The organism is Pradoshia sp. D12, from assembly GCF_008935075.1.
Lineage (GTDB): Bacteria > Bacillota > Bacilli > Bacillales > Pradoshiaceae > Pradoshia.
Genome location: NZ_CP044545.1, coordinates 3,046,528 through 3,059,852 on the forward strand (window position 1 = coordinate 3,046,528; position 13,325 = coordinate 3,059,852).

Below are 13,325 nucleotides of genomic sequence, written 5' to 3' on the forward strand. Positions count from 1 at the left end.
TTCCCCTTTTACTTCAATAAGAAATTCAACATAAAAAGAGATTAATCCTTCCTGGTCAACGCCCCCTATAGTTTAAGTGTACTTGTTCACAAGCTTTTTATTATTTCTGGAATGCTGCTCCTTTAGCGGTATAATCCTTATCCTTAATCACAATGAGACATTCGCCAAAACAAACATAATCTTACTTTCTAAATAACTTATTGGTCCCAGATAACAATTACTTAAACAAGAATAGTGTTATTCCTTCTTCAATTAATGCACTCGTTAATTTAATAAGAGATGATTGAAATGTTTAATGATAATAGAGTTATTTAAAAATGAAACTGTCCCGCCTACCATTTATCGTGTACAGTTATAATAAAAAACTACAAGAAATAAGTCGATTGACTACAGTTACAGTTTTAAAATAGAATTATTTACGCTACTGCATTTACCGCGGCAAAATTAAATAAGGATGGTAATGCATATGATTGAAATGAACGATTGGCTTGAGCAATTTAGTCAAAAACTTATTCAACAATTTGGCGAGGAGATTGTCTTTATAGGATTGCAAGGAAGTAGAGCGAGGGAAGAGGCAAAGCTAGACAGTGATATTGATGTAGTGGTCATTTTTAAAGAACTGACGATTGATCGATTATTATCGTATGAAGTCGTTACCCATACGATGCCAAACCGTCATTTACTTTGTGGTTTTATTTCGGGTGTAGACGAACTCCAAGCTTGGGATAAATCGGATTTATTTACCTTTGTCTATGATACAAAAGCAGTTTACGGTAGCTTGGAATTTTTAAAGAAACATATTCAACCGGAAGATATCAAGCGATTTGTTCGAACAGGTGCAGGAAATAGTTATCATATGACTTTGCACAATTATTTGCACACAAAATCAGTAGAGGCAATTAAAGCTATATTTAAAAATGCACGTTTCGTAATACAAGGAAAGCAATTTTTAAAATCAGAAATATTTCAATCAGATATAGGGGAGCTTATTCTAAATGCAGAAGAGCTTGATCGACAAGTATTAAGCCGTTTTTTAGAGATTCAACAAGGTATCCCTGTTCATTTACAACAAGATACAACGTTAATTTTTCATTGGGCAAAGGAAACGTTACAAGCAATGAAATGATAAAGACAAAATTGTGCGTTTTTGAACAAATTTTAAAAGCCTTATTACATTTTATGTGTAGTAAGGCTTTTATTTTTCTGTATTAAAATTAAACGACTTTATTATCTTTGTACATATAGTTGCTTAATTCATAATAAAGTCGTTTGGTAATGGTAACATTCACTAGTGGTTTTCTCTTATTGAGCTAAACTGCCCCGTTAGTTCAATATGAAACTGTCCCAAATAGCTTCCTCCACTACAAAATATTCTTCGTGGGAGCATACAGCTAATATGCATTTATCATTATGGTAAAACATTAAGTCTTCTGGTAGTTCAGGACTAATCCAATCAAAAAGGGAATGACAACGCTCTTTCAAAAAGTCTCTTGTAGCATTATTCATTTTAAAATAAAAAACGTAGGCTGTATCTTCAGAAAGTCTTGTGGTTTCCCATTCTTTTTGTATTCGTCTTTCGATTAAATGTTCTTCAATATCGATTATTAAATTATCAATAAAGGCAAGACGCTCCTTTTCAAACTCCAATAAACGTCCATCTTCTACAAAAGCAAAGCGATTACAATTCCTTGAGAGTAAGTCTATTAATTGCTTATAACGTTTGCCCTTTATATTTTTATGTACCCATATCATATTAATCTCACCTGAACGCTACAATTTACCGTTTTTTGGGTTTCTATATAAATTCATCTTTAATATAATTCAATAAAATATTAATAAATTCCTTCTTCACTAACCTATCCCATTCATTCAAGAAGGTAATCCCCACCCAATTTTACCGCAAATGGATAGCAGCTCCCTTTTTATTCAAAGCAACAATATTTACGAAAAAGCCTTTTATAGAGATCTCAGCCTATTAACAAAGGATATTTACAATTAATTACATATGAATTATGCTTTATTTACAGAGGAGGTGTTAGAGATTGAGCACAAACACATTTTTCATTCGATTTTCCATCAGCATACTTCTTATTTTCGGAGGAACATTTACAATCCGTTATTTTAGAACAGGTGAGCTTTTAATCGATCAAATAATGGGAATAGCCGCCGGTTTACTTATTTTAATTGCATCCCTCGTATGGAGAAATAAATCCAAGCAATCCACATAATAGACGTTTGACAGATTTACGCATACAATCCTTAAAAAGATTCTCGAATTTGATGATTCTACTTCATTTGTTTACTTCAATTCTCATCTTCAGACCACTCATTTCTTTCGCTTTTTATAAATCAATTCTTAGCATATTAATAAAATTACGTTATTTCTCTGACATGTCATAATAATTTGGAAAAATCCTTGGAGGAAACAATGAAGAAAGTAATAAATAAGATTAATCCCAAGATTGAAGTAGCCGGAGTGTCATTAATTGAATTAAAGAAAACAGAACGAACACTTGGCGCTACCTTTCCAGAAGAATACAAGGAACTCTTTCTAGAAACAAATGGTGCAACATTCGGAGAATGGACTTTGTACTCGATTCAAGCTAATGAACAATTAGCCTTTACAATGGATATTGTTAGGCAAAATCAAGAGAACCGGCCTAAAAATATGCCTGATGAATTTATTTGTATTGGTGACCATATCAATGGAAATAATCTCTGCTATTGAATTCGAAAAAGATTTATGCAAGAGCTGATTTTTCTATGGGATGATAAAAAAGGAAAATGCGAATGTAAGGCTTCAACTTTAAGTGAATTTATTGACTGGTATGTACCGAAAAAGACAAATAAGCCTAAAATCTTAGGCACATTTACAATCGAAAGTGGGAAGTTAATTGTTACGGACCCATGTTACGATAAAGATGAAGAAGACCTGCAAGTCTTACTTCTAAATGTGAAAAATGGAAAGTGGACAGCATATGTTACACACACTGATGAGGAAGCAGTACAAAATTTGTTCGTATATTATGGTGAAAAGAAACCAAGCGGGAGATGGCATGATTGCGCTCAAGCAATAGCGGTTGATTCAGCACAAGCAGGAATCTTTGATTTTGACGTTTTTCAAAAAGATGAAACAATCCCATATGAACTGATAAATACCCATGATATAGAGATAGATGAGGCTAGCTCAAAATACTATGTAGTATGCTGTGATATGACTGATACAGATGAACAAGCCGGAGTGGTTCCTGGAGGTGCGGTTTCTATGTCTGGCTATGGTGATGGAATGTATGAAGTCAAAGTGAAATATAATATTTTCAAACAGGTTGTTGGCGTAATGATTACTTTTGAGGATGAGGAATAATACAAAGGTCAGACCATCTTATACAAGTATAGGGAGATAAAGTGATTACTGATCAAAAAAGAGAAGTCGCCAGGATATGGTTCGATGAATACTTTACGAAAGGTAATCTTGAACTCTTAGATCAGCTTACAGATTCACATTTTATATTCCACTCAAGAAATACAGATAACCCAAAAAATGATATGAGAGAATTTATGAACTAGTATAGGAATGTTTTTCAGGATGATGAATGGATAATAGATGATTTAATAGAACAGGGAGAAAAGCTAGTTGTCCGTTATACCGGCTGGATGACCTATAAAGGTGGTTGGTTTAACATTCCTTCGGATAACCAACGAATCAAAGAAACAGGTATCATGATATTTAAATTTAGGGAAGGAAAAAATAGTGATGCTGCCATCCTTTATGAATTAGGGGCTTTACCAAAAAATACTCATCAGAGCTTCTGATATTAGAATATACATATGAAAAGAGCTGCATAACTAATATGCAGCTCTTTTCACATCAATTTTTATATTCGCGCCTGTATGGCATTCCAGGCCGTATCTTTTCCAAGCCCAGTCTCCGAAGAGAACAAAATCACTTCGTCACTTTCGATAATATTCAGTGTGTCTTTCACGACTTTTAGATGCTTTTGCCATTTACCTTTTGGAATTTTATCCGCTTTGGTTGCAATAATGATACAAGGTATCTCATAATGCTTAAGAAAATCATACATCATTACATCGTCCACAGACGGTTTATGGCGCAAATCAATGATTAAGAGCATAGCACGTAAAGGCTCACGTGTCGTAATGTATGTCTCAATCATCTTACCCCATGCTTCACGTTCGGACTTGGATACTTTCGCATATCCATATCCCGGTACATCGACGAAAAATAATTGCTCATTAAGCTTATAAAAGTTCAATGTTTGTGTTTTACCCGGTTTAGATGAAGTACGGGCCAAACCTTTCCGATTGATCATTTTATTAATAAAAGAAGATTTTCCTACATTTGAACGTCCAGCTAGAGCGAACTCCGGAAAACCATCTGTTGGATATTGTTCCGGTTTAACAGCACTCATCACAATCTCTGCTTGAGTAATTTTCAACTTTCTCCACCTACCAATGCATGTTGCAGCACTTCATCAAGTTGTGATACAAATACGAATTCTAATTCTTCACGAACACTTTCAGGAATATCATCAATATCTCTCTCATTATCAATCGGACATATAACTTTCTTTAGTCCTGCACGATGAGCACTCAATGACTTTTCCTTTAATCCCCCAATCGGCAATACACGACCACGCAAAGTTATTTCACCAGTCATCCCTACTTCCTTACGGATCGCTTTACCCGTAAGCGCTGAAATTAAGGCAGTCGCTATAGTAATACCTGCGGAAGGACCATCTTTTGGAACAGCTCCTTCAGGAACATGAATATGAATATCATATTTCTCATAGAAATCCTTGTCAATCCCAAAATCTTCAACCTTGGAACGAACATAGCTGAAAGCAGCCTGCGCAGATTCTTTCATGACATCTCCAAGTTTACCCGTCAACACAAGTTTGCCCTTACCTGGTGATAAAGAAACTTCAATTTGAAGGGTATCACCGCCAAATGTAGTATAAGCAAGTCCAGTTGCTACTCCAACCTGGTCTTCACGCTCTGCTTCGCCATGACGGAAATACGGTTTACCCAAAAATTCAGCCACTACTTTTTCTGTGACAATAACTTTTTTCTTCTCACCTGAAACAATAATCTTGGCTACTTTCCGGCAGATTGCCGCCAATTGCCTTTCCAAAGTACGAACCCCAGCTTCTCTTGTATATTGCCTGATGATTTTGATAATCGCATCATCCTTCATTTGAAGCTGGCTTCTTGTCAATCCGTGAGCTTTGATTTGTTTTAGCATCAGATGATCTTTAGCAATATGGAGCTTTTCAATTTCCGTATAGCCGGAGAGATTAATAATTTCCATCCGATCACGTAGAGGTGCCGGAATCGTTGCTAAATCATTGGCTGTAGCAATAAACATTACATTGGAAAGATCGTAGGTTTCCTCAATATAATGATCGCTGAAAGTATTGTTTTGCTCCGGGTCAAGAACTTCAAGCATAGCTGAAGATGGATCCCCCCGAAAATCGTTGGACATTTTATCAATCTCATCCAATAAGAAAACCGGATTAATGGTTCCCGCTTTTTTCATCCCTTGTATAATACGGCCAGGCATAGCCCCCACATACGTACGGCGATGTCCGCGTATTTCTGATTCATCTCTTACTCCACCAAGAGAAACCCGGACGAAATTACGGTTCAAAGACTTAGCTATGGATTTTGCCAAACTAGTCTTACCTACCCCTGGAGGTCCCGCAAGGCAAAGAATTGGTCCTTTTAAGGAATTCGTAAGCTTCTGAACAGCCAAATATTCAAGCACGCGCTCTTTCACCTTTTCAAGACCATAATGGTCTTTGTTTAAGATGTTCTCAGCTTTTCTAATATTCAGATCATCCTTCGTTGCTTTCGACCAAGGAATTGCAATCAGCCACTCAATATAATTACGAATGACCGCACTCTCTGCAGATGTTGCCGGAATCTTTTCATAGCGGTCCAGCTCCTTAAGTGCAGTTTCCATGACATGAGCCGGCATGCCCGCTTCCTTTATCTTCTCAGCAAATTCAGCAATCTCAGCAGCCTTACCTTCTTTGTCACCGAGCTCTTTTTGGATTGCTTTCATTTGTTCGCGTAGATAATATTCCTTTTGTGTTCGCTCCATTGATTTTTTGACACGCAGACCGATTTTCTTTTCGAGATTCAATACTTCTTTCTCGTTATTGATTAAACTGATTACTTTGTTTAATCTTTCCTTGACATCAATGGTCTCAAGTATTTCCTGCTTGTCCTTCAGCTTAAGCGGCAAATGTGATGTAACAATATCGGCCAGTCTGCCGGGTTCTTCTATATCAACAGTTGAATTATATGTTTCTGTTGTGACCTTTTTTGAGATTTTTATGTACTGTTCAAAGTAATTTAATAAAGTTCTCATCAAAGCTTCTGTTTCAGGATCCTTCTCTACTGGATCTTCAATAATTTCGAGCTTCGCTGTAAGAAAATCACTATCATCCTCATAGGAAACCATTTGTGCTCTAGATAAACCTTCTACCAACACTCGAATTGTCCCATTTGGGAGTTTAAGCATCTGTTTTACTTTAGTGAGTGTACCCATTTCATACAAATCATCTTCACTGGGCTCATCTGTAGAAGCTTCCTTCTGAGTAGTTAAAAATATCAAATGGTCATCTACCATCGCTTTCTCTAGCGCCTGAACAGATTTTTCCCTTCCAACATCCAGATGGAGAACCATCGTTGGGAAAACAAGCAATCCGCGAAGCGGCAGGAGGGGAACGTTTTTGTCCATAGTGTTTGCCATTTGTTGCACCTCCAAAACATGCTAATATATGTATTATTCATAGGCCTTTTACCAATTTTATCGTATTTACTGGTTTGTGTCTATTTGGGACGATAAACGAAACCATGTTACTTGTTTTCCCTAAATTTAAGTGGATGTAACACCTTTCAATCAATTTTTAAGGTAACAAAATTTCCCACTCTCATTAGACAAAAAAAAGGCTCGCTCTGATGCAAGCCTTTTAATTTTGTTCCCTCAGCCGCTTTCCCGTTCAGAAAGTGGCATATTTTCGATAATAGTATCAATGGCCGCTGTACGATCGAATACTAGTTGAAATACTTCCTTTAAGTTCCTGACAGGTTTAATTTCAATATTTTCGACTTGGTTTAACAGGGCTTGTATATTTTCTTCCGGAATCAGAACTACATCGGCTCCCGCTAACTTAGCTGCTGTCACTTTCGTAAACACACCGCCAACCGGCTTAACCTTCCCGTGAATGCTGATTTCTCCTGTCATTGCAACATTATTTTTTACCGGTATTTGATAGATAGCTGAGTAAATCCCAACGGCCATAGCAATGCCTGCCGAAGGACCATCAATCGGTATACCGCCCGGAAAATTAACATGGATATCAAATTTGTCAGCTGGTACGCCAATCGTTCTCAGGACAGTCACCACATTTTCAATCGATCCCTTAGCCATGCTTTTTCTTCTGATGGATTTTCCAGCACTATTAATACTTTCTTCTTCTACGATTCCAGTTATATTAACTGATCCCTTATCAACCGCATCAATAACCGTCACTTCAATCTCAAGTAACGCCCCTGAGCTTGGTCCGGTTACAGCCAGACCATTTACAACACCAACGGCAGATTCTTTCGCAATAAAGCTTTGATATCTAGGAGACATTTGGCTGGATTGAACAATCCATTCAATATCTTCATCTTTAATATAATCTCTATTTTCTGTAATGGCTAAACCTGCGGCACTCTGAACCATATTTACAGCTTCCCGTCCATTGCTGGCAAAATTACCAATGACATTAAGCGCCTCATCACTAATCTCTAAGGACACCCGTTCAACTGCATTTTTGGCCACTTTTTTCAGTTCCTCCTGATTTAATTCACGAAAAAAAATTTCCATGCATCTGGAACGAATCGCAGGCGGAATTTCAGAAGGTGTTCTCGTTGTAGCCCCAACAAGCCTAAAATCAGCAGGCAATCCATTTTGAAAAATTTCATGTATATGTTTTGGTATATTCGGATTCTCTTCATTATAGTATGCACTTTCAAAATGTACTTTCCGATCTTCCAATACCTTCAATAATTTGTTCATTTGTATATTATGCAATTCTCCAATTTCATCAATAAATAAGACACCGCCATGAGCATTTGAAACTGCCCCCTGTTTTGGCTGTGGAATACCTGCCTGGCCCATTGCTCCGGCGCCCTGATAGATTGGGTCATGAACAGAGCCTATAAGTGGGTCAGCAATTCCTCTCTCATCAAATCTGGCTGTTGTGGCATCCAATTCTACAAATGTTGCGGTTTGCCTGAATGGAGATTTCATATTTGCTTTAGCCTCTTCCAGCACCAGTCGCGCAGCGGCCGTTTTCCCAATTCCAGGCGGACCATAAATTAGTACATGCTGTGGATTTGGCCCACAAAGTGCTGCCTTTAGTGCCTTGATTCCATCCTTCTGACCAATAATATCATCAAACCGTGCTGGTCTTACCTTTTCGGAAAGCGGCTCAGTTAATGAGATAGACTTCATTCGATGAAGCTGATCCATCTCCTTCTTAGCCTCTCGATCAATCGAAACCTTTTGTACCCTTTGACCCTTTAACAAATTTAAAAAATACATGCCAATCACTATTCCAAAGAACAGCTGGATAACAATAACCACACCAGTCCAACTCATATAAGCACCCTCCTGAAATCACATCGTTGAGATACAAGCTAGTATCTCCCTAGAAAGGATGGAATAAACATCAAAAAGCTGAGCCGACTGATCAGCTTCGACAAGCATAAGAGGAGGCGCACAGATGTGTTCTTTCCTCCCGCAGTGGGTGGCTATCCTTATGACTCAAGCTCTATATATCTACACCAAAACCTGCCATCTACTTTAGCGTTTGGCTGGAATTTGAGCTGAATTGGCTGGATTAGTGCTGAATTTGGCTGGATAAAATCTAAAATTGGCTGGATTAATGAAGGAATCAGCTGGATTCCTACTCCAATCGGGTCAATCTCTTATTATTCTTCCTATAAAAGCAATTGTTTTCTTCTAACTCTCCAAACATGTATCCATTTAAGAATAGATAACCTGTAAATTACGTCATTTGCAATACAAAAAAGGCCAATCAAGATTTTGATTGGCCTCTTCTACAACTTATATCTTTATCAAGCAGATGTTTTCTTTTCAACTGTTTCAGTTGTTCCATCAACAAGAATTATTTTTGGAGATTCGCCTTTAGAGATCACTTCAGCTGTAATGATACATTTTTTAATATCATTACGGGAAGGAAGTTCAAACATGACATCCAGCATAATTCCCTCAATAATGGAACGAAGTCCACGTGCACCTGTTTTACGCTCAATTGCTTTTTTCGCAATTTCTAACAACGCTCCGTCCTCAAATTCGAGTTCTACGTCATCAAGTTGAAGCATTTTTTGGAATTGCTTAACAAGCGCATTTTTTGGCTTAGTAAGGATTTGGATTAATGTATCCTCATCTAATTGCTCAAGTGTAGCAATTACCGGCAAACGTCCGATAAATTCTGGAATTAATCCAAAACGAAGCATGTCTTCAGGAAGAACTTTAGTTAACAAGTTTTTATCTTCAACTTCTTCTTTAACTGATCCAAAACCGATAACTTTTTGGCCAAGACGGCGTTTAATAATCGGTTCGATTCCATCAAATGCACCACCGCAAATGAATAGAATATTCGTTGTATCAATTTGGATGAATTCTTGATGAGGATGCTTTCTTCCTCCTTGTGGCGGAACGCTTGCCACTGTGCCTTCAAGAATTTTCAGCAACGCCTGCTGTACACCTTCACCTGAAACATCTCGTGTAATGGATGGGTTTTCAGATTTACGTGCAATTTTATCGATTTCATCAATGTATATAATGCCTTTTTCAGCTTTCTCTACATCGTAATCAGCAGCCTGAATTAGCTTAAGTAAGATATTTTCAACATCTTCACCCACGTAACCAGCTTCAGTTAATGACGTAGCATCTGCAATGGCAAATGGTACATTTAATAATCTGGCTAAAGTTTGAGCAAGAAGTGTTTTCCCGCTTCCAGTAGGCCCGATTAAGCAAATATTGGATTTAGATAATTCTACATCTTCAATTTTGCTATTAGAATTTACACGTTTATAGTGATTATAAACGGCTACTGCCAAGGATTTTTTAGCACCTTTTTGACCAATAACATATTCATCAAGGATTTCTAAGATCTCCATTGGTTTTGGTATATCTTTTAACTCAACTTCTTCTTCAGTACCCAGTTCTTCTTCTACAATTTCAGTGCATAACTCTATGCACTCATCACATATATAAACACCTGGACCCGCTACGAGTTTTCGGACTTGTTCTTGAGTTTTCCCACAGAAAGAACACTTCAATTGCCCTTTCTCATCATTAAATTTAAACATAGTTTCACCCCTTGGTATTATGAACTCTATCATGAAATCTGCAATTCTTTACGATCCAGATTAACTAATGAAGGGTATGTAAGGATTGTAACATACATTGCCCCATATAAGGTAAGAAAAAGGCCGTACTCATTTGCCAAACTAATTGTTCCTTATGTATATGTACATAATATCCATTCTTGACTCCTTTCAATCCTGGAAATCAAAAATGGAAGAGTTTTAAATCCTATTTATTTAGAATTAATCTACACTTAATTCATGAAAAAAGCAATTATGTATGTGTTAAAATATTTCGATTCTAAAAGTCGAATCTTCTCGAAACTTTGGCCCTGCAATTAGTATGTATAGTATGTATAAAACAAGGTACGATAAAATCGCACCTTGTTTTGTTATTTAATATGTGTATTAAGCTTCTACTGTTTTGCTGTTATCAACTAATACGTCGATTGCTTTTCTTACTAATAAGTCACCTTTAACACTTTCAGTTCCGCCAAGCGCTTGGATGATTTGTTCAGCAGTCAAGCCATATTGCTCAGACATTGCTTGTACTTCAGTGTTGATTTCTTCTTCAGTAACTTCAAGGTTCTCTGCTTTAGCGATTGCTTCAAGAGTTAAGTTGATGCGTACACGCTTTTCAGCTTCCTCTTTCATTTGACCTTTAAGAGCATCTTTGTCTTGGCCAGAGAATTGGAAGTACATGTCAAGAGTCATACCTTGAGCTTGAAGACGTTGTTCAAATTCTTGAATCATACGATCTGTTTCAGTGTCGATCATTGCTTCTGGAATATCGATTTCTGCAGTTTCTGCCGCTTTTTCGATAACTGTGTCTTTTACATGGTGCTCTGCTTGATGGTTTTTAGACTCAACTAAACGAGTTTTGATTTTTTCTTTAAGTGCTTCCAATGTTTCTACTTCTTCATCAACATCTTTAGCAAATTCATCATCTAACTCAGGTAATTGTTTTGTTTTGATTTCATGAATTTTCACTTTGAATACAGCTGGTTTTCCTGCTAATTCTGCAGCATGATATTCTTCTGGGAAAGTAACTTCAACATCTTTTTCTCCACCAACTTCAAGACCAACCAATTGCTCTTCAAATCCTGGAATGAAAGAGTTAGAACCAAGTTCTAAGGAGTAATTATCTGCTTGTCCGCCTTCGAATGCTTCGCCATCAACGAATCCTTCAAAGTCTAAAACTACAGTATCACCATTCTCAGCTTGTCCTTCTTCTTTGATTACAAGCTCTGCGTTACGCTCTTGTAAAGTTTTGATTTCTTTTTCGATATCTTCATCAGTTACTTCAGTATCAAGTTGTGTAACTTCAATACCTTTGTATTCGCCAAGTTTAACTTCTGGCTTCACAGTAACAGTTGCTTTGAAAATAAGAGCTTCGCCTTTTTCCATTTTTTCGATATCGATTTCTGGACGATCAACTGGCTCGATTTTAGTTTCTTCAATTGCATTAGCGTATGCTTCTGGAAGAATAAAATCTAATGCGTCTTGGTAAAGAGACTCAACGCCAAATTTCTTTTCAAATAATGCACGAGGCATTTTTCCTTTACGGAATCCTGGCACTTGTACTTGTTTAACCACTTTTTTGAATGCTGAATCTAAGCCTTCGTTTACTTTTTCAACCGGTACTTCAACAGTTAATACACCGCTGTTCCCTTCAAGCTTTTCCCATTTTGCAGACATGGTTTTCCCTCCACTATATATATTTCCTAATAATCGTTTTCTCTTAACACGATATTATGTGCAACTAGATTTATTGATCTTAGGCAGTACAGCCTTACTGTACCAATGCATATTGCAACCACTATATTATAACATAGGTTTCCTACGTTTCAAGACTTGGACCCTCAAATAACAGGGAAAGTCATCCCCTCTAGATTCCTGATTTCCTCTATAATTATATTTATCCTTTCATCAGGCTCCTTCAAATCGATTCCATAGGCTTCCGACACAATTCGATAATAGCCTTCTGCCCATCCTTCGAGATTCGGTATATTCAATGGATAAAGCAGGATATTATGCCTTTTAACCATTTCCATTGCCTGTTCGAACATGATAGGATTATTATTTTCCAACCTGTCACGTAAGGTTTTATGTATGTCAGATAAAAAATGCGTTTCTTCAACAATTGGTAAGTCTACTATATTCACTGTAATAGTTTGACCGAACTTATCCACCTCTACAATCTTATCCACTTCCTGCTCTTTTAATATGGATAAAGTAAAGGTTTTTAAAAAAGGATGTTTTTCTTCTATTAAATATTGGCAAAGCAGCCCTACCCACGGTCTAATATTTTGCCCTGCAAGTGAAGATAGCATAAAAAATTGCTCTTGCATCGTTCCGGTTTCCAAAATAACTTTTATTTCTTCCTCCTGAATTTGAGGTGATTCGACTTTAAATTCAGGAAAATCATCTGAATATTCCTGTTCGCTGCCCTGTTCCACAATTCGTTTACTCATAGCCAATAGATGTTCTAATGATTCAACTCTGCCTTCAGGTACTTGATTTTCTTCCAATAACGCTTCGACTACCGATATAATCTCGCGATGTTCATTTAATTGCAGAAGGATCATTAAATAAATATTGATGACATGAAAATACTCTCCAATTCCATTTCCCATCATCTTATTCACTATAGCTTTTGCATCTTGGTAATTCCCGAGCTCTACAAGTGACAGAGCCAATCCGATATTGATATCTTCATCTTCCGGTTCCAATTCATACGCCTGGCCAAATAATTCACGGGCATTTTTGAATTTTTTCTCCTCCATGGCTTGCATACCTTTTTTGAGGAGCAATTGTGCCAGATTAGGAAAAGGAATTACCTTTTCATCCTTTCGTTCACTTTTTGTGTTCTTCATAACAAACCGCCTTGATTTTTTTGAATTAATTGTCGT

At 37.0% G+C, this 13,325-nt stretch carries 12 protein-coding genes; 5 read left to right on the top strand and 7 right to left on the bottom strand.

The features are described 5' to 3' along the window. Positions 1–466 precede the first annotated feature (466 nt). Positions 467–1,126 carry a nucleotidyltransferase domain-containing protein gene (locus F7984_RS14700; protein ID WP_192796815.1) on the top strand — a complete coding sequence of 220 codons (660 nt, stop codon included), beginning with the start codon at positions 467–469 and terminating at the stop codon, positions 1,124–1,126. Positions 1,127–1,323: 197 nt separating this feature from the next. On the opposite strand, the gene F7984_RS14705 is transcribed toward F7984_RS14700, so the two are convergent. Beyond that, positions 1,324–1,752 (bottom strand): stage III sporulation protein AH, encoded by a 429-nt coding sequence (locus tag F7984_RS14705; protein ID WP_225983614.1) that lies wholly within the window; start codon positions 1,750–1,752, stop codon positions 1,324–1,326. 290 nt (positions 1,753–2,042) lie between these two features. Between F7984_RS14705 and F7984_RS14710 the strand changes: the two genes are divergently transcribed. The 4 genes from F7984_RS14710 to F7984_RS19170 all read left to right on the top strand — a co-directional run bounded on the left by F7984_RS14710 (position 2,043) and on the right by F7984_RS19170 (position 3,567). Further along, positions 2,043–2,228: a hypothetical protein gene (locus F7984_RS14710; RefSeq protein WP_139892831.1), complete on the top strand. Its 186-nt coding sequence runs from the start codon at positions 2,043–2,045 to the stop codon at positions 2,226–2,228. Positions 2,229–2,428: 200 nt separating this feature from the next. Then, a complete protein-coding gene (locus tag F7984_RS19430) occupies positions 2,429–2,728 on the top strand; it encodes an SMI1/KNR4 family protein (RefSeq protein WP_225983615.1) in 300 nt (99 codons plus the stop codon). 15 nt (positions 2,729–2,743) lie between these two features. Beyond that, positions 2,744–3,364: a DUF4241 domain-containing protein gene (locus tag F7984_RS14715; protein WP_225983616.1), complete on the top strand. Its 621-nt coding sequence runs from the start codon at positions 2,744–2,746 to the stop codon at positions 3,362–3,364. Positions 3,365–3,405: 41 nt separating this feature from the next. Beyond that, entirely contained in the window at positions 3,406–3,567 is a 162-nt protein-coding gene (locus F7984_RS19170) for a hypothetical protein (protein WP_181162052.1), read from the top strand. Positions 3,568–3,875: 308 nt separating this feature from the next. On the opposite strand, the gene yihA is transcribed toward F7984_RS19170, so the two are convergent. The 6 genes from yihA to F7984_RS14745 form a co-directional block, all read right to left on the bottom strand. After that, positions 3,876–4,457, bottom strand: a complete 582-nt coding sequence (yihA, locus tag F7984_RS14720; RefSeq protein ID WP_066108642.1) for a ribosome biogenesis GTP-binding protein YihA/YsxC — start codon at positions 4,455–4,457, stop codon at positions 3,876–3,878. Further along, positions 4,454–6,778: an endopeptidase La gene (gene lon / locus F7984_RS14725; RefSeq protein ID WP_139892829.1), complete on the bottom strand. Its 2,325-nt coding sequence runs from the start codon at positions 6,776–6,778 to the stop codon at positions 4,454–4,456. Before lon ends, yihA begins: the two co-directional genes overlap by 4 nt. Before the next feature lie 234 nt (positions 6,779–7,012). Continuing rightward, entirely contained in the window at positions 7,013–8,677 is a 1,665-nt protein-coding gene (gene lonB, locus F7984_RS14730) for an ATP-dependent protease LonB (RefSeq protein ID WP_066108648.1), read from the bottom strand. A 479-nt stretch (positions 8,678–9,156) separates the two neighbouring features. Further along, complete coding sequence (gene clpX, locus F7984_RS14735) at positions 9,157–10,416, bottom strand: ATP-dependent protease ATP-binding subunit ClpX (protein ID WP_066108651.1); 1,260 nt, start codon at positions 10,414–10,416, stop codon at positions 9,157–9,159. A 405-nt stretch (positions 10,417–10,821) separates the two neighbouring features. Continuing rightward, positions 10,822–12,111: a trigger factor gene (gene tig, locus F7984_RS14740; RefSeq protein WP_066108652.1), complete on the bottom strand. Its 1,290-nt coding sequence runs from the start codon at positions 12,109–12,111 to the stop codon at positions 10,822–10,824. Between the two features lie 164 nt (positions 12,112–12,275). Beyond that, positions 12,276–13,289 carry a tetratricopeptide repeat protein gene (locus F7984_RS14745; RefSeq protein ID WP_066108655.1) on the bottom strand — a complete coding sequence of 338 codons (1,014 nt, stop codon included), beginning with the start codon at positions 13,287–13,289 and terminating at the stop codon, positions 12,276–12,278. Positions 13,290–13,325 lie beyond the last annotated feature (36 nt).